Consider the following 23,242-nt stretch of genomic DNA (forward strand, 5'->3'; position numbering starts at 1 on the left):
CTGACAGCGTTGGACCGGTCCAATGACCGCAGAACCGGACGCACGATGGAGTGGAGAACGAGTGCAGAGCAAACGCACGAACCCGGGCGAACTACGGGTCGCCGTCGTCGGATTCGGATGGATGGGCCGGGTGCACACGCTCGCCTACCGCCGGGTCTCGGAGCATTTCCCCGGTCTTCCGCTCCGGCCGAGACTCGCCGCCGTGGCCGACGAGGTCCCCGGTCGCGCGGAGGAAGCGGCAGCGCTCTTCGGATTCGAGCGCGCCGCCACCGACTGGCGCGCGCTCGTCGACGCACTGGACATCGATGCGGTCAGCATCACGGCCCCGAACTTCCTGCACCGCGAGATCGGCGAGGCCTTCGCGCGGGCGGGCAAGCACATCTGGATTGAGAAGCCGGTCGGCGTGGACGCTGCCGATGCGCGAGCGGTCGAGGCCGCGGCGTTGGAGTCGGGCGTCACCGCCCGGGTCGGCTTCAACTACCGCAACGCTCCAGCGGTCCGCCGCGCGAAGCGGCTCATCGCCGAGGGGGCGATCGGCACTCCGACGCATGCGTCCTTCCGGCTGCTCGGGGACTACGCCGCCGACCCTGCTGGCGCGTTCACCTGGCGTTACGAACTCGAGCGGGCCGGACACGGTGTCGTCGGGGACCTGGCCGCTCACGGCGTGGACCTCATCCGCTACCTCCTCGGAGAGGTCGTCGACGTGACCTCGGCAGGCGCGATCTTCATCGGCGAGCGGCGTCGGCCGACGGGCGCGACGACCGGCCACGTCCGCGCCGAGGAGGGCGACCTCGTCACAGTTGCGAACGAGGACTGGTCGGCGTCGCTGCTGACTCTGGACTCGGGCGCCAAGGTCACACTCGAGGCCAGCCGCGTCGCGGTCGGGCACCAGAACGACTACGGCTTCCGCATCCACGGGACCCACGGCGCCCTCGAGTGGGATTTCCGCAGGATGGGCGAGCTCCTGCAGGCGGGAGGCGAGCACGCGCAGGACCTGCCGATGGCCACGGTCTTCACGGGGCCGGGTGACGGCGCGTCCGCAGCGTTCCAGCCGGGCTCGGCGCTCAGCCTCAGCTACGACGACCTCAAGGTGATCGAGGCCGAGGGCTTCCTCCAGGCGGTCGCCGGTGTTCCCGGCGCCGATGGCGCGGGCCTCGCCGATGCCGTCGCGGCGGCGGAGGTCCTGGACGCGATCGCCGCGAGCTCCGAGAGCGGTGCGCGCGTCACGGTTGCGCAGCGCATCGCCATTGCGGAGGCGGCACGATGACGGTCCGGGTCGGCGTCATCGGAGCCGGGATCATGGGCTCGGACCACGCCGCCATCGCCGATGGACGCATCTCCGGCGCGACGGTGACCGCCGTGGCCGATCTCGACGCCGCCCGCGCGGCATCCGTCGCGGGCGGCCTGCGGAACGCACGCGTGGCGGAGTCGCCGCTCGAGCTGATCGCCGCGGAGGACGTGGATGCGGTCGTCGTCGCATCCGCCGATGCAAGCCATGCGGAGTTCACCCTCGCCGCGATCGCCGCCGGCAAGCCGGTGCTCTGCGAGAAGCCGCTCGCGCCCGATGTCGCATCCTGCGACGCGATCGTCGCAGCCGACGATCGCGCGAGGGAGCGCTTCGGCCGCGGGTTGGTGTCCGTCGGCTTCATGCGGCGGTTCGACCCCGCATACGTGTCCCTCAAGCGCGCGATCGCCGAGCAGTCGATCGGGCGAACGGTCCTGCTCAACTGCGAGAGCCGCGGAGTGACGAGCGCTCCCGGAACGACGAGCGAAGGCGCCGTCACCGGTTCGACCATCCACGAGCTGGACATCGTTCCGTGGCTCCTGGACTCGCCCGTCGTCGAGGTGCGATGGGATGCGCCCGACTCGGCCGTGGAGGGGCTGCTCGACCCGCAGGTCGTAACTCTGCGCACGGCGAGCGGGGTCCTCGCTGTCGTCGAGACGTTCCTCAACGCCCGCTACGGCTACGACATCCGCTGCGAAGCCGTCGGCACCACGGGAACGGCGGCCATCCACACCACCGACGATGCCCGGCTGACGACCACCGGCGACCTGCGGCGCGCCGAGAGCTACGGCGCCGATTGGCGCCGCCGCTTCGCTGAGGCCTACCGCATCGAGGTGCAGGCGTGGGTCGACTCGCTCCGCGACGAACGGCCGAGCCCGCTCGCGGACGCCCGCGCGGGCCGTGCGGCGACGGTCCTCGCCCAGGCGGTCATCGACTCGATGCACGAGCGCCGATCCGTCGACGTGCCGCGATGAGCGGCGTGCCGATGCTGACCTCCACCGTTCCGGACTCCCGCGACGCCCCATCACTCGGCTGGGGCGTGATCGGGACGGGGTGGATCGCCGAGCGCTTCGTCGACGCGCTCCTCGCGTACACGGGTCAGCGCGTAGTCGCGGTCGCGGCCAGGCGTCACGAACGCGCACGGGCGTTCGCCGCCGAGCGCGGCGTCCCCACCGCGCACCCGGACGTCAGCGCGCTCCTCGCCGACCCGTCCGTCGACGTGGTGTACATCGCCACCCCGCACCCGTCGCACGCAGAGCTGGCGATCGCTGCCATCGAAGCGGGCAAGCACGTCCTCATCGAGAAGCCGCTCGCCCTCGACGCGGCGGAGGCGCGCGAGGTCGCCGCACGAGCCCGCGAGGCGGGGGTGTACTGCGCGGAGGCGCTCTGGACATTCTTCCTGCCGCGCTTCGACGTCGTCCGCCGCCTCATCGACGGCGGCGAGATCGGCGACGTGCGCACGGTGCTGGCCGAGTACGGCGAGTACCTCCCGGACCACCATAGGGCGATGGATCCGGCGCTGGCCGGCGGCAGCCTCCTCGACCTGGGGACCTACCCCATCGCTCTGGCCGCCCGCTGGACCGGCCGTCCGGTGGCCGTCCACGCGGTGGGAGAGAGCAACCGGTTCGGAGTCAACGCCCAGACCGGCGCACTGGTGCAGGACGAGGGCGGACGCATGGCGGTCGTGCACACCTCCCTCATCGCCGGCAGCGGGACGGCCGCGACAATCCTCGGCACGCAGGGCTCCATTGAGCTTCCCGGCCCGTTCTATCAGCCGGGCAGCGTGCTCCTCCGCACGCGGGAGGGACGGGTGCGCGCCGCCTTCGATGAGGCGCGCATCGGGCACGCCGGACTGCACTTCGAGGTGGCGGCCGTCGCTCGCGACATCGCGTCCGGGCGCACCGAGTCGGCCGTTCGGCCCCTCGACGACACGATCACGTTCCTCGAACTGATGGATGCGATCCGGGCCGAGGCGAGCGTCGACTTCGATGCAGCGAAGGAGCCGGTCCGATGAGCGTGGACATCCTTCCGGTGGACCAGGAACGCGCGACCCTGGTCGGACGCGCGTGGATACCGGACGTCGGACCCTCGGTCGTCGCCGTCCGCGAGGGCGAGCTGCGGGATGTGACTGCCGACTTCCCCACGGTCAGCAGTCTCATCGAGACCGGCTGTGCCGCAGACGCGCTGGAAAGCGCACGAGGCACGGTCATCGGAACCGTCGAGGACATCGCGGCCAACACCGGTCCGGAGCCCGCACACCCTTCGCAGCCCTCGCTGCTCGCGCCCGTCGACCTCCAGGTCCTCAAGGCCGCGGGCGTGACGTTCGCCGTGTCGATGATCGAGCGGGTCATCGAGGAACGCGCCCGAGGCGATGTCGCCGAGGCCGCCGCGATCCGACGCGAGCTCAGCAGCCGTATCGGCGAAGACCTGGCCGGCCTCACGCCCGGCTCGGAGGCCGCCGGTGTTCTGAAGAAGTACCTGATCGAACAGGGCTGGTGGAGCCAATACCTCGAGGTCGGGATCGGCCCCGACGCGGAGATCTTCACGAAGGCCGCCACGCTGTCCGCCGTCGGATTCGGCTCCGACATCGGCGTGCTGAGATCGTCGGAGTGGAACAACCCCGAACCGGAGGTGGCGGTCATCGTCGACTCCCGCGGTCACGCCGCCGGGGCGACGCTGGCCAACGACGTGAACCTCCGGGACGTGGAAGGGCGGTCGGCGCTCCTGCTGCCGCGAGCGAAGGACAATAACGCGTCCTGCGCTCTCGGCCCGTTCGTGCGGCTGTTCGACGACGAGTTCGCCATCGACGACGTGCGCCGGGCCCGGGTCCGGCTCGACGTGACCGGTGAGGACGGGTTCGAACTCGAGGGCTGGTCCGACATGAGCCTCATCAGCCGGGACCCGCTCGACCTGGTCGGTCAGCTCATGGGAGCTCATCACCAGTACCCCGACGGCGCCGTGTTGATGCTCGGCACCCTGTTCGCCCCGACCGCCGACCGGAAGGGCCCCGGGCTCGGGTTCTCGCACGAACCGGGCGACATCGTGCGCATCTCGTCGCCCGCGCTCGGCACGCTCACGAACCGCGTAGAGCACAGCGAAGACTGTCCGCCGTGGACGTTCGGCCTAGCGGCGCTGTTCCAGAACCTGGCCGCGCGCGAGCTCACCGCGCCGGCCGCACCGATCCCTGCAACGGAAGGACGGTCATGATCCTCAGCCACGATCCGAGAACAGGCGAAGCGGAGGACACCGGCATCGCGCCGTCCTCGGCAGAGGATGTCGAGCGCACGGTCGCACGTGCGGCCCAAGCCGCCCGTGAGCTGGCCGCGTTGGATCGCCATCGCCGAGCGGACCTGCTGGAGACGATCGCAGAGTCCGCCGAAGCGTCCGCCGCCGATCTCGTCGCCGTCGCCGCGCGCGAAACGGGGCTCGGCGTAGAGCGGCTGGAGGGGGAGGTGCGTCGCAGCGTCTTCCAATTCCGGCTCTTCGCGAAAGCCGTCCGAGAGGGCGGCTTCCTTGAGGCCGCCATCGACCATGCCGGGCCCACACCCCTCGGGCCCGCTCCGGATGTCCGGCGGATGCTCATCCCGATCGGCCCGGTCGCGGTGTTCGGGTCGAGCAACTTCCCGTTCGCGTTCTCGGTGCTCGGCGGGGACACGGCGTCCGCACTCGCGGCCGGCGACCCCGTGGTCCTGAAGGCGCACAGCTCGCACCCGCAGACGTCGGCGCTGTCGCACAGCGTGCTGCGCGCAGCAGTGCTGATCGCGGGCTTCCCCGAGGGAACCGTCGGCATCGTGTTCGGTCAGGAGGCCGGCCGCGCCCTGGTGCAGGCGCCCGACATCGCAGCCGTCGGCTTCACCGGATCCCTGGGGGCCGCGGAGGCCCTGCAGTCGGCCATCGCGGAGCGGCCCAAGCCGATCCCGTTCTACGGCGAGCTCAGCAGCATCAATCCGCTGATCGTCACGCCCGCCGCCGCCCGACGTCGCGGCGCCGAGATCGCGCGCGGCCTGCACGGCTCCGTCACGGGGTCCGGTGGCCAGCTCTGCACGAAGCCGGGGATCGCCTTCATCCCCGCCGACACTGCGGGGGATGCCCTGGTCAGCGAGCTGGCCGACTCCATCCGGCAGAGCCCGGCCGCCGTGCTCCTGAATGCCCGCATCGCCGCCTCGTACGGCGAGATCCGCGCCCGCCTGTCCGAGGGCGCACCGGTCATCGCCACGGGAGCCGAGGCCTCCGACCCGGGATATCGCGTCGCCCCTGCTCTGCTCGAGCTCGACGCGGCGGACTTCCGGGAGGCACACGCGGAGGAGTGCTTCGGCCCCTTGGTCGTCGTCGTCCGCTACCGAGATGAGACGGACCTCATCGCCGCGTTCGAACGCATCCCCGCCTCGCTGACGGCGACCATCCACAGCGAACCCGGCGACGCCCTCGGGACGCTGATCGCCCGGGTGCAGGCGAGTTCGGGGCGCCTCGTCTTCGATGGCTACCCCACCGGAGTGCGCGTGTCGTGGGCGCAGAACCACGGTGGTCCGTGGCCGGCGACGAACACGCAGCACACCTCCGTGGGCGTGACGGCGGTGCGCCGATTCCTGCGGCCGTTCGCGTGGCAGGACGCGCCGCAGTCCGTGCTCCCCGTCGAGCTGCGGGACGGCGATGCGGACATCCCGCGTCGCGTCGATGGCGTGCTGACGATGCCCGCGCTGAGCGCTGTCGCCGGACGCGTCGCGTGAAGGCCGCGCGCTGGCACGCCCGCGGAGATGTGCGCGTGGAGGAGGTGCCCGAACCGACGCCCGCTCCGGACGAACTGATCGTCCGCGTCGAATGGTGCGGCATCTGCGGCACAGATCTCGAGGAGTACCGGGAGGGACCGATCACCATCCCGGTGGCCCGGCCCCATCCGCGACGTAACACCCTGGCGCCGATCGCGCTCGGACACGAGGTCGTCGGCCGTGTGGCCGTCGCGGCCGAAGACGGCAGTGGGCCGCCGGTCGGCACCCGGGTCGTTCCGGATGTGGTGATCGGCTGCGGCGAATGCCGGTGGTGCCTGCGCCATCAGGAGGGGCTGTGCCCCGAGCTCGCCGTGCGCGGGCAGACGGAGGACGGCGGCCTGGCCACGTTCATGGCCGCGCGTGCGCGTACCTGCCTGGTCGTTCCCGACGGCGTCAGCGCCGAGGAGGCCGCGCTGGTCGAGCCGGCCTCGGTGGCGGTGCGAGCGCTCGCCAAGGCCGGATCGGTCGCGGGTGCCTCGGTCGCAGTCGTCGGCGGCGGGACGATCGGCCAGCTCGTCGCGCGCGTGGCGACCGCCCTCGGGGCCGCCCGCGTCACGGTGATCGACCCGGTCGCCGACAGGCTCGACCTCGCACGTCGCCACGGTGCCATCGGACTCACCCCGGCCGAAGCCGAGAGCAGCCAGGACGAGGCCGACGTCGCCGTGGAGGCGAGCGGCTCGCCCACCGCACTCCCGCTCGCGGTCCGGCTCACCCGCCGGGGAGGGACCACGGTCGCCCTCGGGATCGCCCCCGAGCCGGTGATGGTCGACCGCATCGACCTCGTCCTGAAGGAGAAGCACCTCGTCGGCTCCGCCGCCCACCTCTGGGACGACGACAGCGCCGTGGCCCTCGACCTCATCGTGCGCGGCCGCGTCCCGGTCGCCGACCTGATCAGCCACCGCATCCCCCTCGACGACGTCGTCGGAGGGATCCGGCTCCTCGACAGCGCGGATCTCGGAGTGCTGAAGGTGCTGGTCGACTGTGCTTGAATCCACCACACGGATCTCGGCGATCGACACCTTCTCGACGTTCGGCGGGGTCCGCAACTGGCTCTTCGTCCGCGTCTCCACGTCGGACGGCCTGCACGGCTGGGGCGAAGCGTCCACCGAACTGTGGGAGTCCACGGTCGAGTCCGCCGTGCACGAGCTCGGCAGACGATTGCTCGGGGCCGACGCCCTCGCCACCGAGCCGCTGTGGCAACGCGCGAACCGCCACGGCTTCTGGCGCGGCGGCGTGGTGCTCACAACCGCGCTCTCCGCCATCGACCAGGCGTTGTGGGACATCCGCGGACGCTTCCACGGAGTGCCCGTCTACCGTCTGCTGGGCGGCCCGGCACGATCGTGGATCGAGACCTACCGCCACGTCGGGATCTACGACGCCGAGCAACTCGCAGATGAAGCGAGAGCCCTGGTCGCCGCCGGCGCCCGCACACTCAAGACCGGAGCGTGGGTAGCGGACAGCGTCGCACCAGAACGCGAGCGCCTCCGGCGCGCCGAGAGACGCCTCCGAACCCTTCGCGACGCGGTCGGCGACGACGTCGAAATCCTGATCGACAACCACGGCCGGGCCCGCCCCGACGAGGCGATCCGGCTGATCGAGACCGCCGCCGCCTCCCGTCCGCGCTGGATCGAGGAGCCCATCCCCCCGGAAGCGCCCGAACTCGTCGCACCCGTCGCGGAGGCCGCGCGCCGCCACGGAATCTCTGTCGCACTCGGGGAGAGGCTGTTCTCGCGCTGGGAGTTCCGCCCGGTGCTCGAACGCCAGCTCGTCGATGTCGTCCAGCCCGATCTCTGCCATGCCGGCGGTATCACCGAAGTGGTGAAGATCGCGGCGCTCGCCGAGGTGTACCGGGCCACGGTCGCGCCGCATAATCCCGCCGGCCCGGTCTCGACCGCGGCCGCCGCGCACGTCGGCATGGCCATCCCGAACTTCGACATCCTCGAGCTCTGCCTCGACGGCCCGCGCGCCGCGGAGATCGTGGACGACCCGTGGACGCTCGACGGACACCGCCTGCTCGTTCCGGATCGGCCGGGCCTCGGCGTCGACCTCGATGTCGACGCCATCCTCGACCGGCCGGTGCAACCCATCGCCGTCCCCAGCGAAGCGTACGCGGCCGACGGCAGCGTCCGAGACGTTTAGAACACGGACGTCCAGAACCCGAAAGAAGGTACGAGATGGCACGGGCCGTCACCATGTGGGAGTTCTCCTGGCTATTGCGCCGGCAAGGGCAGCAGCGCGAGTACGCCGACACCGAGCGGGTGCTCGACGAACTGGCGGAGCGCGGGTACGACTGCGTCCGGATCGACGCATTCCCGCATCTCATCGCCGCCGATCGGACGGGGCGCACCAGCACGACGTTCGTCGTCCATCCGCAGCCCGATCACTTCATGTGGGGGCCGCACGGCGGCAACGTGGTCGTGGAGGATCCGGCCGGTGCGCTCGCCGTCTTCGTCGCCGGCTGCCGAGAGCGTGGGATCACCGTCGCCCTCTCCAGCTGGTTCAACGACGACGACGAGCACCGGCGGCTCGGGATCCGAACCCCTGCCGACCTCGCACGGGTGTGGCAGGAGACACTCGCCGTGCTCGACGACCGCGGCCTTCTCGACGCCATCGAATACGTCGACCTCTGCAACGAGTTCCCGCTGGACGACTGGCTCCCCGAAGCTCACGAAGCAATCTTCGGTCGCCCGGAGAACACACAACCCAGCATCCCCGGCCAGGCGGTCGAAGGCGGCTGGACCTGGAATGCGGAGCAGCGCGAGCGCATCCGCGAGTACTTCACCGCAGTCGACGGACTGCGGTCACGGTGGCCGCAGCTCCGCTTCACCGTCTCGGTCGCACCGGTCTCCGACTCCGTCTACGACCTCGACTATCGCGACCTGGACTTGATCGAGACGCACATCTGGCTCTCCAGCAACGTCGCCGAGTTCGCCGCCCTGACGAACTTCTCGCTGGAGGAGCACGGGTTCCCCGGAGCGTGGCAGAAGCAGGTCGACAGCCTCGACGAGGTCTACTGGCCCGATCCGGAGCGGTGGCACCGCCTGCTGGGTGAGCAGCTGACGCGATGGGCACAGCTCGCGCACACGCAGCAGCGACCGCTGTGGACCACCGAAGGCTGGTCGCACATCCTGCTCGACGATTTCACCTCCCCGTCCGGACGGCACGCCTGGGACTACGTAAAGGCCGTCGCCGAATACGCCGTGCCGAAGGCACTCGCGCTCGGCTGGGAAGGCGTGTGTACCTCGAACTTCACCGAGCCGCACTTCCCGGCACTGTGGGCGGACGTGGACTGGCATCGGACGATGACGGACCTGATCCGCAACCACCCGCAGCCATGAAAGCGGAGCAGCTCACCGCACCCCTCTGCGAACACGGAGAAGGGCCGGCCTGGTCGGACCGGTGGGCGGGACCCCGCTGGGTGGACATGCTCGCCGGCGACCTCCTCGAGCTGCAGCCCGACGGTTCGGTCCGTCGGCGACGGGCGGGGGACGTGGCCGCAATGACCCGTCCGCGCCGTGGCGGCGGCTGGGTGGTGGCAGACAGGGCGCGCCTGCGCGCGACCACCGCCGATGACCTCGAGGCTCCTTTGCAGGCCGGCCCGGAACTGTGGGCCGACGCCAGCATCCGCAGCAACGAGGGCACCTGCGCACCGGACGGCACCCTGCTGCTCGGCACGATGGACAACGACGCAGCCGAGGGACGCGGCTTCCTCGCGGCGGTCGAGGGCGACAGCATCCACACCGTCTGCCCTGCCACCATCTCCAACGGCCTCGGGTTCGCCCCGGACGGCAGCGCGTTCTACATCGACAGCACCCTGCGCCGGGTCGACCGGTTCGACTGGGATCCAGTACACGGTCTGACCGGGAGGCGCCCCTGGGTCGACGTCTCCCACGCCCCAGGCATCCCGGACGGGCTCGCCGTCGCCGCGGACGGCGGCGTCTGGGTCGCCTTCTTCGGCGGCGGAACAGTGCGCAGGTACGGGCCCGACGGACGAGAGGATGCCGTTGTGCCCGTCCCCGTCCTGCAGCCGACGGCCGTCGCATTCGTGGGCGCAGGGGAACTCGCCGGCAGCCTCGTTGCGACCACCTCCCGTTACGCTCTCGGCTCCGCGGCCGAGAAGAGCGCGGGCGCGCTGTTCGTCATCCCGGGCGCCGGCGAGGGCGCCCCGGTCCACGAGTGGAGCGGCGAACTGCGCTGAGCCGCGGTCAGCCCTTCGACCCCGCGAACGACAGGCGGTCCTGGATCTGACGGCTGAGGCCGACGTAGACGAGCAGCGGCGGCCACACCGAGACGAAGATCGCACCGACCAGGTACCCCCAGAAGGTCGTGAACGTGCCCTGGAATTGCGCGAGGCCCAGCGGGACGGTGAAGTTCTCCGCCGACCGCTCGTACACCAGAGGGAAGAGAAAGTCGTTCCAGATCCACAGCGCGTAGACCGTGCCCACCGTCGCGAACGCCGAGCGCGTCATCGGAAGGACGACCCGCCAGACCGTCGTGAGCAGACCTGCTCCATCGATTCGGGCGGCCTCCTCCAGCTCGTTCGGCACCGCCATGAACGCGGCGCGCAGGAACAGGATCGCGAACGGGGCCCAGCTCAGGTACTGCAGGATCAGCGCGACGAGCGTGTCGCTGAGGCCGAACGCCGACATCTGCAGCGCCGACGGGAGAACGATCGTCTGCGCCGGGATCAGCTGCCCGGCGACAAAGACCGCGAACAGGATGGCCATGCCGGCGAACTTCATCCGCGCGAACGCGTAGGCCGCCAACCCCTCGATGATCAGAATGCCGGTCACGGAGACGATCGTGATCAGGGCGCTATTGATGTACAGCGTCCCGAACGCGCCCTGATTCCAGGCGTTCACGATGTTGTCGAAGTTGAGCGAGGTCGGAAGCGAGAACGGGTTCGCGATGATGTCCGAGGACTTCTTGAACGCGCTCGTCGTCACCCAGAGGAGCGGGAACAGCACGGCGATCGCGAGGGCGCAGAGCCAGACGTAGGAGCCGACTCGCGCCGGGAGGGAGAAGCGTGCGAATTTCATGGCGGTCCTAACGGGGGGCTTTCTCGCCGCGGGTGATCCGGAGCTGGACGACCGCGATGATGCAGAGGATCACGAACAGGGCGACGCCGATCGCGTTGCCGTAGCCGACATCGTTGCCGCCGAAGGAGACACTGTACAGGTAGGTGACGAGCGTGTCGGAGGCATGGAACGGACCACCGGCCGTCATCACGTAGACGGTGTCGAAGAGCCGGAACGAGTTGATGAAGCCGAGCAGCACCACCACCGACGCGACCGGCTTGATCGTCGGCAGCACGATCTGCCAGAGGATGCGGCCCTGCGAGGCGCCGTCGACCTCCGCAGCCTCGCAGATCTCGTCGTTCACCTGCGTCAGCGCGCTGAGGAAGAGCACCACCGAGAAGCCGAAGTTCTGCAGGATGTACGTGGCGGTCACCGACGGCAGCGCCCACTTGGCATCGCCCAGCCACGGCTGCGCCCACGCGCCGAGGCCAACGGCGCGCAACCCCTCGTTGATCAGGCCCTGCGACGGGCTGAAGAAGAAGATCGCCAGCATGGCCATCGCGACGGTTGAGATGACGACGGGAGCGAAGAACACGATCCGGAAGAATGCGCCGCCCCGGATGCCCGCATGGATGATGGCGGCGAGGACGAAGCTTCCGACGGACATGAAGAAGAACACCATGACGGCGACAAACACGTTGTGCCCGAAGCTGGTCCAGAAGAGCCCGTCGGTGAGTAGTCGCTGGTAGTTGGCGACCCCGACGAATTTGATGTCCGCCAGATTGATGCCGTTCCACGAGGTGAAGCTCAGCACCACCGCGCCCACGATCGGGACCAGCTGGAACACCGCGTACAGGATGCCCGCTGGCGCGATCATGGCGTAGGCCTTCCACGACGGCTCCGCGCCGGCGCGTGACACGCGCCGGACGCGGAGCTTCGCAGTCGAGATCACTGCTGTTGCCATGAGGTTCTCAGCCATTCGCCTTCTGTGCGGCCTCGGTGGCCGACTCCAGCTGCTGCGCGAGCTCCTGGGGTGTGATGTCGCCCGACATGAGGCCGACGCTGCCCTGCCAGATGTACTTCGTGTAGATGTTCACGTCGATGCCCTGGTCGTTGTAGAGGGCCGAGCCGTCCGAACCGGTGTCCTTCACGAAGCCGGAGATGGTGTTCCACTGCGTCTTGATGGACTTGTCGACGTCCAGCGCGCTGCTGTTCGTCTTGTACGGCATGAAGGAGAGCGACTCCTTCTGGTAGGTGCTCGCGACCTCCGGCCGGCTGAAGTACTCGAGGAACTTCTCGACCGACTTGGTGTCGGCCTTCTTGCTGACCATCAGGACCGAGTTGGCGATGGTGATGTCGGTGCCCTTACCCTTGCCGTCCTTGAACGGCGGGAACAGCATGACGCCCGGCGTGAACGAGGGCGGCTGCGCCTGGATGGTGTTCAGGAACCAGGAGCCCATCTCGTAGAACCCGACGTCGCCCTTCAGGAAGAGCGAGTCCGCGGTGGCCTGGGCCTCGCCAAGGAAGCCGTCCTGGAAGTAGGGCTTCATGTCGACGTACGACTGCAGGGCGTTCACCACCTCCGGATCCGTCCACTTGGGCGTGTCCGGCTGGCCGGCGCTCACGCTGCGGTCGTACAGCTGCTGGGTCTCCTTGGAGCCGAGCGCGCGCTGAACCAGGTCGTTCAGGTAGTGGCCGCCGGGCCACTGGTCCTTCGCGCCGATCACGGCGGCATTGCCTCCGGCCGACTTGATCTTCTTCATCGCGGCGAGCATGTCCTCGAAGGTGTGGATCGAGGAGGCCTCGATGCCGAACTTCTTGAGGTAGTCCGGGTTGAACCAGATCAGGTTGCCGACGTTATAGCCGGTGCTGATGCCGTAGACCTTGTCCTTATAGGTGTTACCAGTGACGGCTCCACCCAGCGCCCGCGACTTTATGGTGCTGTTGTAGAACGAGGTGATGTCCTGGATGACGCCTGACTTCGCGAAGTTGTAGACCTCGGGCCCGGAGATGTCGCTGGCGAGCGACGGCGGGTTGCTGGACGACAGCGCGGTACGCACGGCCGGCTGGTAGGTGGATCCGCTGTTCGGCTGGACCTGGTTCTGCACCTTGATGCCCGTGGCCTTCGTGAAACCGTCGAACAGGTGCTGAGCGGCGACCTTTCCGACCGGATCCGACCAGCGGTTCATGATGCTGATGCTGCCGGAGCCGCTCGAGCCGGAGCCGGAGCAGCCGGCAAGTGCGATCCCGACGACCGCGGCTCCTGCGATCAGTGTCGCCAGGCGGCGGCGGACGCGGCGACCCTCGCGCCGTTGTGTTGACTTCATCGTCTCTCCTCTTGGTGGGGGACCGGACACGAAAGGACCGGTCGGATGGGGGTTCCCCCTCTCAGCCGACGGGATCGGGCTGAAGTTCGAGCGCGTCCTTGACGGGGGCGTCGGACGCGTGGTGCCGCTGGCGGTAGGAGTGGGACGTCTGGTACTCCGACCGATAGTCGGTCGGCGTCATCCCGCGGCTGCGGCGGAGTTCGTGGGTGAGATGGCTGGTGTCGTAGAAGCCCGTGCGGAGGCTGATCTCGCCGATCGACAGCGAAGTGGTGGCGAGCAGGTCGCACGCGGCCATCAACCTGACCCGGAGCAGGTACTTGTACGGAGTGACCCCGAAGTGCTGCTTGAACAGTCGGCTGAAGTTACTCGGCGACATGAGCACGCTGCCCGCCAGGTCACCGACGGTCAGCGCTCGTGCGTAGTCGCGGGTGATCAGCTCGATCGCCGGTGTCAGGGTGCGCAGGCCGTCGGAGGCCGATTCCTTGATGGTGAGGCTCCGGGTCACGCCCAGGAGCCCGGTGATGGCGCCGTCGGCATCGCGGATCGCGGTCTTCGTGCTGACGAACCAGTCGTAAGAGCCGTCGCGGTTGCGGACGAGCTCCACTAGGTCGATCAGCGGCTCGCCGGTCTCGAGCACCGCGTTGTCGTAGTTGCGGTAGTGCTCTACCAGGTATTCCGGCGAGAAGTCCTCGTCGCGCTTGCCGATGATCTGAGCCTTGCTCCGGCAGCCCATGAGCGACACGAAGGGCTCCGAGCAGTCGACGAAGACGCGCTCGGCGTTCTTCACGAAGATGAACAGATCGGGCACGTGGTCGAAGGCGCTGATCAGAGCCCTGCCGGTTTGTTCCAAGCCGGCCAACGGAAGGCCGCTGCCCCGGGACGGGGCCGCAGACCGTGCGAGGCTTTCCATTGCACCTCCTCGTGCGTTGCGATCATTGGTAAAGCCCGGGATAGGCCGCCCGTTCATGTCAGGACAAGCATCACTCCGGGGCGGACGGCAGCACAACAGTCCCGGGGTCGACTCGGCCGAAATTTACAAGGATCGAATCGGAATTTCCAACGGCGGCCGACGGGGCGCTCCTTATCGTCGAAGAAGGCAATGAGGAAGGACTCGTGACACATGGACAATGACGCCCGCACAGAGAGGCCGAAGGTCTCGATCGGAAGTTGGGCCTTCAGCTTCGGTCCCTACGAGTCGCATCCCTGGAGCTTCGACCGGTTCGCCGACTTCGCGGCCGACGCCGGATACGACGGGGTCGAGATCAACGGCTTCCGTCCGCACCCGCACGAGGACGACTACACCGCGGCGGAGGCTGAGGGCCTTCGCATCCGGCTCGCCGACAAGGGCCTAGGCATCTCCGGTTTCGCCCCCGATCTGCGGTCCACGCCGCCGGCCGAGGTCGAGGAGGCGGTCTATCTGGCGCGAATCGACAGGATTGCCGACTTCGTCCGCGCTGCGGAGATCCGGACGGTGCGGGTCGACACGATCACGCCGCCGACCGGTCCCGTCTCCGTCGACGACTCCGAGGCGCGTGCACGCCTGGTCACGACGTGGCGCGCGTCCGCGCAGCGCCTGGCCGACGCCGGCGCCCAGCTGGTGTGGGAGTTCGAGCCCGGCTTCTGGATCAACCGCCCCAGCGACATCCTGCGGATCGTGGAGGAGGTCGACCACGCTAACTTCGGGCTGCTGTTCGACACCTCGCACGCCCACACGCTGGGCCGCTACGGCCGCCGCCAGAGTCCCGCTCCCGAACTGCTCGCCGGCGGCGCGGCGGAGTTCGCCTCGCTGGTCGCGCCATGGGTGCGTCACCTGCACCTGATCGACAGCGACGGCAGCCTCCACGACGACGACACCAGCGTCCACCTCCCGTTCGGACTCGGGGAGCTCGACTTCCAGGAGGTGCTGGACGGGCTCGGCCCGGTCGCCGCAGGGTTGGAGTGGTGGACGGCCGACTATTGTTTCTGGCCGGAGACGGAGGTGGATGCCCTCCGTGGAGCGAGCGAGCTCCGCGCGATCCGCGACACATTCCTCAGCCGCCAGCAGAGCATCCGGGAGCACGCATGAGAGCAGCAGCGATCACAGGCAAGGGCGCCGTCGAGATCGTCGACCGCCCGCAGCCACACGGCCTGGTCGACCTCGTCGTCGTGCAGATCCTCGTCGCCCCGATGTGCACGGAGTTCAAGTCCCGCCAGGCCGGCGACGTCTCCGACTCGATCGGTCACGAGGCCGCCGGTGTCGTCGTCGACGCGGGGAGTTCGACCCGCGTCGCGGTCGGCGACCGGGTCGTGGTGATGCCGGGCTACGCCTGCGGGACGTGCCGCTACTGCATCGCGGGCGAGCACATCCACTGCCCGTTCCAGCGCGACGTGCTGGCCGAGTCAGAGCAGCCGTACGGCACGGCGACCTACGCCGAGTACGTGCTCAAGCCCGACTGGCTCCTCGTCCCGGTGCCCGACGACGTCTCGCTGGTCCACGCCTCTGCCGCGTGCTGCCTGCTGGGCCCGAGCTTCAATGCGAGTCAGCGGATGAACGTGGCCGCCAGCGACACCCTGCTCGTCGCCGGGTGCGGGCCGGTCGGCCTCGGAGCCATCATCAACGGCGTCACCCGCAACGCGACCGTGCTCGCGCTCGAGGTCAACCCGTGGCGGGCGGACCTCGCCCGGCAGCTCGGAGCGACCGTCTTCGATCCGACCGCTCCCGATATCGTCGACCAGGTGCTCGACGCGACGGACGGCTGGGGCGTCACGGCCTCCATCGAGACCAGCGGTGTGCCCTCCAATCCGGCGCTCCTGGCCTCCGTGTCCGCGCGTCGTGCCGGCCTGAGCATCGTGGCGTGGGGCCTGGACATCACACTGCCGCCGATCGTGCCGCTCGGCCTCGACGTGCACGGCGTCTGGCACTGGAAGCACCAGACCGACGGCTGGCGCATGATCGAGACCATCCGCAAGGCCAGCGGCCTCATCGACACGGCGATCACGCACCGTTTCCCGCTCGATCGGGTGTCGGAGGCGATGGACGTGCAGGACTCCGGCCGCTGCGGCAAGGTGCTCCTCTTCCCCACGGAGGTGCAGGACCTGTGACCACCATCGTCACCCTCGCCGGCGAGGGCGAGTACGAGTCCGACGTCACCATGCGCCCGGTCGCCGAGACCATCGCGCGCGAACTCGGGGCGACCCTGGACTACCGCACGCCGAGCATCATCGAGGACACCCCGGACTTCCCCGAGTCGAGCTTCGGCGGGCTGGACGTGCTCGCCGATGCCGACCTGCTCCTCCTCTACACCCGGTTCCGAGTGCTGCCAGACGACGAAGTCGCCGCGCTGGCCGCCTACCTGGAGCGAGGGGGCGCCGTCGTCGCGCTGCGCACTTCCAACCACGCGTTCCATCCGGTCGCCGCGTCGCCGTGGGAGGACTGGACCGCGGGATTCGCCGACCGCTACCTCGGTTCGGCGTGGTCCACCCACCACGGCCACAGCTCGCGCACGCGGGTGGAGGTCGTGGCCCCGGACGACCCGATCACCGAGGGGCTCCCTCCGGTGTTCGAGGTGGACTCGTGGCTCTACGTCAACGAGCCGCCCGCCGCCGCGCGGGTGCTCCTCGCCGGTGATCCGATCGACCCGGAGATCCCGCCGCAGCCGTCCCCGGTGGCCTGGAGCTGGGATGACGACGGCCGCCGTGTCTTCTACACGAGCCTTGGGAGTCAGTCCGATCTCGAGCGGTCGGAAGTGGTGCGCCTGCTCACCCAGGCGGTCCGCTGGGCCATCGGCGAGGACCGATGAAGGCCTCGACGCTCGGTCACCTTGAGGAGGGTTCCGGCCCGCCGCTCGTCCTGCTGATGGGTCTGGGCGCGCGCGCCGAGGCCTGGCGTCCGCACCTGGACGCGTGGTCGAGGACGTTCCGCTGCATCGCGGTCGACAACCCCGGCGCGGGCGAGTCCGACCTCGGCGACGCACCGCTGACCGTCGCCGGAATCGCCGCTCGGGTCGCGGACCTGCTCGACGAGCTGGGAGTACAGCAGGTCGCCGTCGCAGGGATCTCGATGGGCGCGTGCACCGCGCAGGAGCTGGCGTTGCAGCGACCGGATCTGGTCGCCCGGCTCGTCCTGGTCGCCCCTTGGGCGGCCAGCGACCCGTACACCGACGGCGTGCTCGAATCCCTGACCGCGTCGCGGACCGATTCGTCGGCCCGGCACTTCAACCTGCTCCTGCGCAACACGGTGTGGACGCCAGAGTGGATCAACGACCACGCCCACGAGTTCGAGGCCCAGCTCGGCGCGGAGCCGCCGATCGGCGTGGACGCGTTCGCAGCGCAGGCTCGCGCGTGCGCCGGCCATGACACCCGGGATCGGCTCTCGGCGATCGGGGTTCCGACGCTGGTGACGGTCGGAGCGGACGACGTCTTCATCCGGCCGGCGCGCTCGTACGAGGTCGCCGACGGCGTCCCCGGAGCACGACTCCAGATGTTCGGCGGCACCGGGCATGTGCACCACTGGGAGCGGCTGGACGAGTTCAACACGATCGTGGAGGAGTGGCTGACGTGAGTCTTCCCAGGGCTCGTTTCGCCTGCCAGACCTACAGCTGGCAGATGTCCGCCGACCGCTTCCGCGGAACCACCCGGCATATGGCGCAGGTCGCCGCCGACGCGGGCTTCGCGGGGTTCGAACCCGAGGTCTTCATGCTCGGTGCCGATTGGAACGCCCGTCGGCTCGACGCGGATCTCGCCTCCGTCCCCATCCAGCTCGCCGCCCTCTGCCTGGTGCACGATTGGCGCGGCCCGTCCGAGAGCGACGAGGAGCGGCGCGAGGCCGACGCAGCCATCGACGCCGTCGCGGGCCACCCGGGCGCGGTGCTGAACCTGGTGGTGATGCCAGGAGCGGACCGTGAAGACCTGCGCGAGCGGCAGCGCAACGCGCTCGCGTGCATGCGGGAGGTCGCACAGCGCGCTGCCGACCGCGGCGTGGTCGCCACCTTCCACCCGAACTCACCGGCCGGGTCCGTGTTCCGCACCCCGGACGACTACGAGCTGCTGCTGGACGAACTGCCGGAGCCGCTGGGGTTCACCCCCGACGTCGGGCACATCGCAAAGGGCGGGATGGATCCGATCGCGCTCGTCCGCCGGACCTCGGACCGCATCCGGCACGTCCACATCAAGGACATCCACTCCGACGGCGGCTGGGCTGCGACGGGCGAAGGCGTCCTCGACATTCCCGCGATCGTCGCGACCTTGGACGACGTCGGCTATCGCGGGTGGATCGCGTTCGAGGACGAATCGCCGCTGGCCGAGCGCGATCCTGACGAGGCGGTGCGGCGCACCGGCGCCTACGTCCGCCGATCTCTCATAACCGTCACGGAGGAGACCCCATGACCTGGCTGCTCGCAGCGAACACGTTCATCTGGCATTCGCCGCTGACCGACGCCATCCTCGCCGACCGGCTGCCCCGGCTGGCAGAGTGGGGGTTCGACGCCGTCGAGCTTCCGCTGGAGAACCCGGGCGACTGGGACCCTGAGCGCACCCGCGACCTGCTGGAGCAGACGAGGCTCACCGCCGTGGTCGGGGCGGTGTTCGCGCCGGGGCGGGAGCTGGCCGCCGCGGACAGCGCGACGCAGGAGTCGACGCTCGAGTACATGCGCACGGCCATCGACGCCGCACAGCGGCAGGGGTCGTCGATGGTCATCGGCCCGGCGTACACCTCGGTGGGCCGCACCTGGCGCATCAGTCCGGCCGAACGCGGCGAGGTGCTGGGCGAGCTGGCGGAGAACTACCGTCGCCTGGCCGATTATGCGGGCGAGCGCGGCGTGCGGATCGCACTCGAGCCGCTGAACCGCTATGAGACGAGCCTGTTCAACACCACGTCGCAGCTGCTGGATTTCATCGAGCCGTTCGACCCTGCGGTCATTGGTCTGAACCTCGACACATATCACATGAACATCGAGGAGCGGTCGTTCACCGAACCTCTTCGCGCGGCTGGAGACCGCCTGTTGCACCTGCAGGTCTGCGGCAACGATCGCGGCGCTCCTGGCGGAGACCTCACGCCGTGGGACGACGTCTTCGGCGCGCTCGACGAGATCGGGTACTCCGGGCTCCTCGGCATCGAGTCGTTCACCGCCGACAACGCGTCCATCGCAACCGCCGCATCCATCTGGCGCCCGCTGGCTCCCACGCAGGATCAGCTGGCGGTCGACGGGTTGCGCTTCCTCCGCGAACAGCGGGAACGGTATGGGGCCGGTCGCTGACCGACCCCATACCGTGGCTGCCCTAGATGTGGTCGGTGCGAAGCGGGACCCAGTCGGGATGCCGGTCGAGCCGGCCCTCGATCTCGCGTACTGCGGCGAGCGAGCGCCCGAAGTGCACGTACGGGTCGCCTCCGATGCCGTATGACTGCACGCCGAGCGGTCCGGTGTAGCCGACGTCGCGGAGGAGCCCGAGCAGGTGGAAGTTGTCGAACTCGCCGTCGCCGATGGGCTCGATCGTCGCCGGGAAGTACGAGCCTGCGACCGGCCTGCTCCCGTTGGTGTTGACCATGCCGAGGAACGGTGCGAGTGCGGCGAGCGTGCCGGGGAGGTCGTCGCCGTCGGCGGCGTACCAGTGGAACGCCGCGAATGTGATGCCCAGATCGGTGGTGTCGTAGGCGGACGCGAGGCGCAGCGCATCGCCGGGCCGCTCCATCCAGGCGAACGTGTGCGGGTAGAGCAGGAGGCGCACACCGTTCGACCGCGCCCGCTCCAGGGCGGCGTCGAGGAACCGGCGCGCGTCGGCGTCTAATGCGGCGTCCGAGCGCTCCCCCGACTCGTTCAGCAGGGCGAGTTCCACGGTCCGGGTCGCGTCGACGGAGCCGATGGTGTCGAGCGCACGGTTCCACTCGGCGCTTCCCGGTGCGGAGAGGTCGATGGTGAGGTAGATCGAGGCGACGTCGAGGCCGTGTCGTCTCGCCATCTCGCCGAGTGCGGGGAGGTCGGCCCATGCCGGCTCGCTCCACAGGGTGAGGTTGGTCGCGTCGTAGCCGAGCTCGGCCAGGATCTCGAATCGGGTATTCAGCGGATAGGCGCCGCCGCGGCTGTAGAAGCCGACGTCCATCCCGACCAGGTCGTGCGCCATCAGAGGGCCCCGGCCGTCGCGGTTTCGAACCGGACGGGCCGAGGAACCGCGGGGTACTCGACCAGCACCGGCTGTCCCGTCGTCGCGGACTCCACGACGGCGCGCAGCCACTGGAACGAGAACAGCGTGCGGGCGGTCCGCGTGCGCGGGTCTTCACCCGCCCGCAGCACCGCGTGGAACTCGGCGAGCGGACGCGCGTGGAACACCGGCCCAGTGGTCGGGTGGTGTTCCGTCTGGGTGACGACGGCGCCGCCACGGTCAGAGCTCACGCGGACCTCGTCGCCCTCCCAGTCCAGCCAATCCCAGGAGACGGCGCCTGCGGCACCGGTGATCTCCACGGAGGAGTGCTCCGACCCGTGCGTGGCGGCCGCGCGCTCATACGAGACATCGACGATCGATCGATCGGCCAGGGTCAGCCGGAAGGTCGCCCCGATGTGCTGCTCGGCGCGGTCGGAGTCTGCTTCGAACGGGCCGCCGGTGTGCGGACGCCCCGCCCACGCGTCGCGGATCTCGACGGCGACCGGCTCGAAGACCTCGTCGAGCACGGCGACGTCGTACGGACCCCAGTCCATCATCACGCCCCCGCCGCTGAGGGACGGGTCGCGGAACCAGCTCGATTCGCTCTGGAACTCGAAGCCGCTCCGCCCGCGCTGGGACCGATTGACGAACTCCGCGTGATAGATCTCTCCGAGAGCCCCGTCGCGCAACAGGCTCCGAACGCGTTGCGTGGTGGCGAGGGAGCGGAAACGGGAGTCGCATCCCTCCAGCGCCCGACCTGCGGCGTTCGCCTGGGCGGCCAGAAGAGCCGCGTCGCCGGCGGTGAGCACGAGGGGCTTCTCGCACAGTACGTGGAAGCCGGCGGCGATCGCGGCGGATGCCAGGTCGAAGTGGGTGAACGGGGGAGTGGCGACCACGGCGATGTCGTCCGGCTCCCGCCGGCCGCTGAGGAGCGCGGTGATGTCGTCGTGGACGATCGCGTCCGGGAACTGCTCGACGAACGCTCGAAGAGTTTCGGCGTTCGTGTCTGTGACGTGCACCTCCACCGGTTCGTCGATGACGCTGCGGTCGTAGGCCGCGGCGGCGTGATGCCTGGAGATCGCTCCCGCACCGATGAGGAAGACTCGTGCCATTGGTAACCCTTTCGCGAAACTTTCTTCGTCAGGTTACGAGCCGAACTCATCCCGCGTCAACGCGTTCTTCGTATCAAACTTCTCCAGCCGGCACATCATGGCCCACGCGAGGTGGTCAGAAATGCATGCGAGAGGGTCCGTGACAAGAAAGTTATGCGAGCAACTTTCAAGAAAGTCTTGACAAAGTCCTGCTCGCCGGTCACGCTCATTGCGAAGAGAACGAGCTCTTCCCTATTCGGAGGTCTGAATCCATGAAGGCACCTAAGAGAGCTGCCTTGATCGCCATCGTGTCCGCGGGCCTCTTGGTCCTCAGCGGATGCTCCGGGAGCGGCGGGACGTCGTCCGGCCCGATCACGCTCAACGTCTGGGGATTCTCGTCCCTGTACAAGCCGCAGGTCGAGCAGTACGAGAAGCTTCACCCGAACATCAAGATCCAGCAGAAGATCGGCGACTACGACGCCGCGCACCAGACCCTCCTCACCGCGCTCAGCGCGGGCAAGGGTCCGGACATCGGCCAGATCGCCATCGACTACATGGCGGAGTTCACCGCGACCCCGCAGGCGTTCACCGACCTGCGGACGTTCGGCGCCAACGACATCAAGAGCGACTACCTCGACTGGCGCTGGAGCGGCGGTGTCGCCAAGGACGGCACGGTCGTGGGCATCCCCACCGACGTTGGCGGCATGGCCGTCGCGTATCGCACGGATCTGTTCCAGGCGGCCGGGCTCCCGACGGACCCGAAGGCCGTGAGCGCGCTGTGGCCGACCTGGGACGACTACATCAGCACCGGCAAGAAGTACGTGGCGGCGACCGGTAAGAAGTTCATCGACAGCGGCAAGGCCATCTTCCGCGCCGCATCCAACCAGGCTGACCTGAAGTACACCGACAAGGACGGCAAGCTCGTCTACGCCACGAATCCCGCCATCAAGCAGTCGTGGCAGTACGGCGTCGACGCCATCAGCGCCGGCCTCTCGGCGAACGTCCCGACCTACTCGCCGCAGTGGAACGCCGCTCTCGCGGACGGCGGGATCTCGACGCTGATCGCTCCGGCCTGGATGCTGCTGTCGATCAAGCAGCAGGCCCCCGCCACCGCCGGCAAGTGGAACATCGCCAGCCTCCCGGGCGCGGCGGGCAACGACGGCGGATCCTTCCTCGTCGTGCCCAAGCACGCCGCCCACCCGAAAGAGGCGTACGAGTTCATCAAGTGGCTGGAGGCGCCGGAGCAGCAGCTGTCGCTGTTCAAGGAGACCGCGGACTTCCCGGCCGTTCCCTCGCTCTACTCGAACCCCGCCGTGACCGGCTACAAGGACTCGTTCTTCAGTGACGCTCCCGCCGGCCAGATCTACGTCGACAGTGTGAAGGCCTACCACGGCCACCCCGTCGGACCGAAGGACCGGGCGATCGAGAACCAGTTCGAGAACGGCCTCGGACGAGTCGATCAGGGGCAGCAGAGCGCTGACGCGTCCTGGCAGCAGACGCTATCCGATGCCAAACGCGAAGCGGCGAACGGTTAGCACCATTCGGTGGATCGACCTCCCGGCCGCGGTTCCCCCGACCGCGGCCGGGAGGCTTTTCGAAAGCCCGCGAGCGCCTCGCGAAAGTTTCTCGAACGCTCTAAGGT

At 69.2% G+C, this 23,242-nt stretch carries 22 protein-coding genes; 16 read left to right on the plus strand and 6 right to left on the minus strand.

The window, feature by feature from the left end:
* Nucleotides 1–61 precede the first annotated feature (61 nt).
* The 9 genes from QRN40_RS10055 to QRN40_RS10095 are packed head-to-tail and all read left to right on the plus strand — an operon-like array spanning nucleotide 62 to nucleotide 10,249.
* Nucleotides 62–1,267, plus strand: coding sequence for a Gfo/Idh/MocA family protein (locus tag QRN40_RS10055; RefSeq protein ID WP_285115473.1), 1,206 nt, complete (start codon nucleotides 62–64; stop codon nucleotides 1,265–1,267).
* Complete coding sequence (locus QRN40_RS10060) at nucleotides 1,264–2,259, plus strand: Gfo/Idh/MocA family protein (RefSeq protein ID WP_285115474.1); 996 nt, start codon at nucleotides 1,264–1,266, stop codon at nucleotides 2,257–2,259. Before QRN40_RS10055 ends, QRN40_RS10060 begins: the two co-directional genes overlap by 4 nt.
* Nucleotides 2,256–3,299 (plus strand): Gfo/Idh/MocA family protein, encoded by a 1,044-nt coding sequence (locus QRN40_RS10065; RefSeq protein WP_285115475.1) that lies wholly within the window; start codon nucleotides 2,256–2,258, stop codon nucleotides 3,297–3,299. The genes QRN40_RS10060 and QRN40_RS10065 overlap by 4 nt, the downstream gene beginning before the upstream one ends.
* On the plus strand, nucleotides 3,296–4,492 hold the full coding sequence (locus QRN40_RS10070) for a fumarylacetoacetate hydrolase family protein (protein ID WP_285115476.1): 1,197 nt from the start codon (nucleotides 3,296–3,298) through the stop codon (nucleotides 4,490–4,492). The genes QRN40_RS10065 and QRN40_RS10070 overlap by 4 nt, the downstream gene beginning before the upstream one ends.
* Nucleotides 4,489–6,012 carry an aldehyde dehydrogenase family protein gene (locus tag QRN40_RS10075; protein WP_285115477.1) on the plus strand — a complete coding sequence of 508 codons (1,524 nt, stop codon included), beginning with the start codon at nucleotides 4,489–4,491 and terminating at the stop codon, nucleotides 6,010–6,012. Before QRN40_RS10070 ends, QRN40_RS10075 begins: the two co-directional genes overlap by 4 nt.
* The gene (locus tag QRN40_RS10080; protein WP_285115478.1) at nucleotides 6,009–7,040 is read left to right on the plus strand and encodes a zinc-dependent alcohol dehydrogenase; all 1,032 of its coding nucleotides are present in this window, start codon (nucleotides 6,009–6,011) and stop codon (nucleotides 7,038–7,040) included. Before QRN40_RS10075 ends, QRN40_RS10080 begins: the two co-directional genes overlap by 4 nt.
* Nucleotides 7,033–8,190, plus strand: a complete 1,158-nt coding sequence (gene dgoD, locus QRN40_RS10085; protein ID WP_285115479.1) for a galactonate dehydratase — start codon at nucleotides 7,033–7,035, stop codon at nucleotides 8,188–8,190. Before QRN40_RS10080 ends, dgoD begins: the two co-directional genes overlap by 8 nt.
* A gap of 35 nt (nucleotides 8,191–8,225) precedes the next feature.
* Nucleotides 8,226–9,389: a cellulase-like family protein gene (locus tag QRN40_RS10090; RefSeq protein WP_285115481.1), complete on the plus strand. Its 1,164-nt coding sequence runs from the start codon at nucleotides 8,226–8,228 to the stop codon at nucleotides 9,387–9,389.
* Entirely contained in the window at nucleotides 9,386–10,249 is an 864-nt protein-coding gene (locus QRN40_RS10095) for an SMP-30/gluconolactonase/LRE family protein (protein ID WP_285115482.1), read from the plus strand. Before QRN40_RS10090 ends, QRN40_RS10095 begins: the two co-directional genes overlap by 4 nt.
* Nucleotides 10,250–10,256: 7 nt before the next feature.
* On the opposite strand, the gene QRN40_RS10100 is transcribed toward QRN40_RS10095, so the two are convergent.
* The 4 genes from QRN40_RS10100 to QRN40_RS10115 all read right to left on the minus strand — a co-directional run bounded on the left by QRN40_RS10100 (nucleotide 10,257) and on the right by QRN40_RS10115 (nucleotide 14,246).
* Nucleotides 10,257–11,090, minus strand: a complete 834-nt coding sequence (locus QRN40_RS10100; protein ID WP_285115483.1) for a carbohydrate ABC transporter permease — start codon at nucleotides 11,088–11,090, stop codon at nucleotides 10,257–10,259.
* A gap of 7 nt (nucleotides 11,091–11,097) precedes the next feature.
* A complete protein-coding gene (locus QRN40_RS10105) occupies nucleotides 11,098–12,033 on the minus strand; it encodes a carbohydrate ABC transporter permease (protein WP_285115484.1) in 936 nt (311 codons plus the stop codon).
* Nucleotides 12,034–12,040: 7 nt separating this feature from the next.
* Nucleotides 12,041–13,396, minus strand: a complete 1,356-nt coding sequence (locus QRN40_RS10110) for an ABC transporter substrate-binding protein (protein WP_285115485.1) — start codon at nucleotides 13,394–13,396, stop codon at nucleotides 12,041–12,043.
* A gap of 61 nt (nucleotides 13,397–13,457) precedes the next feature.
* Complete coding sequence (locus tag QRN40_RS10115; RefSeq protein WP_285115486.1) at nucleotides 13,458–14,246, minus strand: AraC family transcriptional regulator; 789 nt, start codon at nucleotides 14,244–14,246, stop codon at nucleotides 13,458–13,460.
* A gap of 270 nt (nucleotides 14,247–14,516) precedes the next feature.
* Between QRN40_RS10115 and QRN40_RS10120 the strand changes: the two genes are divergently transcribed.
* The 6 genes from QRN40_RS10120 to QRN40_RS10145 are packed head-to-tail and all read left to right on the plus strand — an operon-like array spanning nucleotide 14,517 to nucleotide 19,629.
* Nucleotides 14,517–15,461: a sugar phosphate isomerase/epimerase family protein gene (locus QRN40_RS10120; RefSeq protein WP_285115487.1), complete on the plus strand. Its 945-nt coding sequence runs from the start codon at nucleotides 14,517–14,519 to the stop codon at nucleotides 15,459–15,461.
* On the plus strand, nucleotides 15,458–16,477 hold the full coding sequence (locus QRN40_RS10125) for a zinc-dependent alcohol dehydrogenase (RefSeq protein WP_285115489.1): 1,020 nt from the start codon (nucleotides 15,458–15,460) through the stop codon (nucleotides 16,475–16,477). The genes QRN40_RS10120 and QRN40_RS10125 overlap by 4 nt, the downstream gene beginning before the upstream one ends.
* A complete protein-coding gene (locus tag QRN40_RS10130; protein ID WP_285115490.1) occupies nucleotides 16,474–17,175 on the plus strand; it encodes a ThuA domain-containing protein in 702 nt (233 codons plus the stop codon). The genes QRN40_RS10125 and QRN40_RS10130 overlap by 4 nt, the downstream gene beginning before the upstream one ends.
* On the plus strand, nucleotides 17,172–17,936 hold the full coding sequence (locus QRN40_RS10135) for an alpha/beta fold hydrolase (RefSeq protein ID WP_285115491.1): 765 nt from the start codon (nucleotides 17,172–17,174) through the stop codon (nucleotides 17,934–17,936). Before QRN40_RS10130 ends, QRN40_RS10135 begins: the two co-directional genes overlap by 4 nt.
* Complete coding sequence (locus tag QRN40_RS10140) at nucleotides 17,933–18,760, plus strand: sugar phosphate isomerase/epimerase family protein (RefSeq protein WP_285115492.1); 828 nt, start codon at nucleotides 17,933–17,935, stop codon at nucleotides 18,758–18,760. Before QRN40_RS10135 ends, QRN40_RS10140 begins: the two co-directional genes overlap by 4 nt.
* Entirely contained in the window at nucleotides 18,757–19,629 is an 873-nt protein-coding gene (locus QRN40_RS10145; protein ID WP_285115493.1) for a sugar phosphate isomerase/epimerase family protein, read from the plus strand. Before QRN40_RS10140 ends, QRN40_RS10145 begins: the two co-directional genes overlap by 4 nt.
* Before the next feature lie 22 nt (nucleotides 19,630–19,651).
* Here QRN40_RS10145 and QRN40_RS10150 read toward each other — a convergent pair whose 3' ends face one another.
* Together QRN40_RS10150 and QRN40_RS10155 are read right to left on the minus strand one after the other, a co-directional pair.
* Complete coding sequence (locus QRN40_RS10150) at nucleotides 19,652–20,491, minus strand: sugar phosphate isomerase/epimerase family protein (protein WP_285115494.1); 840 nt, start codon at nucleotides 20,489–20,491, stop codon at nucleotides 19,652–19,654.
* Nucleotides 20,491–21,621 carry a Gfo/Idh/MocA family protein gene (locus tag QRN40_RS10155; protein WP_285115495.1) on the minus strand — a complete coding sequence of 377 codons (1,131 nt, stop codon included), beginning with the start codon at nucleotides 21,619–21,621 and terminating at the stop codon, nucleotides 20,491–20,493. Before QRN40_RS10155 ends, QRN40_RS10150 begins: the two co-directional genes overlap by 1 nt.
* Nucleotides 21,622–21,896: 275 nt before the next feature.
* Between QRN40_RS10155 and QRN40_RS10160 the strand changes: the two genes are divergently transcribed.
* A complete protein-coding gene (locus tag QRN40_RS10160) occupies nucleotides 21,897–23,135 on the plus strand; it encodes an extracellular solute-binding protein (protein ID WP_285115496.1) in 1,239 nt (412 codons plus the stop codon).
* The last annotated feature ends 107 nt before the right edge of the window (nucleotides 23,136–23,242 follow it).

This window comes from Leifsonia sp. fls2-241-R2A-40a, assembly GCF_030209575.1.
Classification (GTDB): Bacteria; Actinomycetota; Actinomycetes; order Actinomycetales; family Microbacteriaceae; genus Leifsonia.

Bases quoted from the DNA above. Each gene is read 5' to 3' on its own strand.
- QRN40_RS10060 (WP_285115474.1), top strand. From the start codon at position 1,264: ATGACGGTCCGGGTCGGCGTCATCGGAGCCGGGATCATGGGCTCGGAC.
- QRN40_RS10065 (WP_285115475.1), top strand. From the start codon at position 2,256: ATGAGCGGCGTGCCGATGCTGACCTCCACCGTTCCGGACTCCCGCGAC.
- QRN40_RS10070 (WP_285115476.1), top strand. From the start codon at position 3,296: ATGAGCGTGGACATCCTTCCGGTGGACCAGGAACGCGCGACCCTGGTC.
- QRN40_RS10075 (WP_285115477.1), top strand. From the start codon at position 4,489: ATGATCCTCAGCCACGATCCGAGAACAGGCGAAGCGGAGGACACCGGC.
- QRN40_RS10090 (WP_285115481.1), top strand. From the start codon at position 8,226: ATGGCACGGGCCGTCACCATGTGGGAGTTCTCCTGGCTATTGCGCCGG.
- QRN40_RS10095 (WP_285115482.1), top strand. From the start codon at position 9,386: ATGAAAGCGGAGCAGCTCACCGCACCCCTCTGCGAACACGGAGAAGGG.
- QRN40_RS10100 (WP_285115483.1), bottom strand. From the start codon at position 11,090: ATGAAATTCGCACGCTTCTCCCTCCCGGCGCGAGTCGGCTCCTACGTC.
- QRN40_RS10105 (WP_285115484.1), bottom strand. From the start codon at position 12,033: ATGGCAACAGCAGTGATCTCGACTGCGAAGCTCCGCGTCCGGCGCGTG.
- QRN40_RS10110 (WP_285115485.1), bottom strand. From the start codon at position 13,396: ATGAAGTCAACACAACGGCGCGAGGGTCGCCGCGTCCGCCGCCGCCTG.
- QRN40_RS10120 (WP_285115487.1), top strand. From the start codon at position 14,517: ATGGACAATGACGCCCGCACAGAGAGGCCGAAGGTCTCGATCGGAAGT.
- QRN40_RS10125 (WP_285115489.1), top strand. From the start codon at position 15,458: ATGAGAGCAGCAGCGATCACAGGCAAGGGCGCCGTCGAGATCGTCGAC.
- QRN40_RS10135 (WP_285115491.1), top strand. From the start codon at position 17,172: ATGAAGGCCTCGACGCTCGGTCACCTTGAGGAGGGTTCCGGCCCGCCG.
- QRN40_RS10145 (WP_285115493.1), top strand. From the start codon at position 18,757: ATGACCTGGCTGCTCGCAGCGAACACGTTCATCTGGCATTCGCCGCTG.
- QRN40_RS10150 (WP_285115494.1), bottom strand. From the start codon at position 20,491: ATGGCGCACGACCTGGTCGGGATGGACGTCGGCTTCTACAGCCGCGGC.
- QRN40_RS10155 (WP_285115495.1), bottom strand. From the start codon at position 21,621: ATGGCACGAGTCTTCCTCATCGGTGCGGGAGCGATCTCCAGGCATCAC.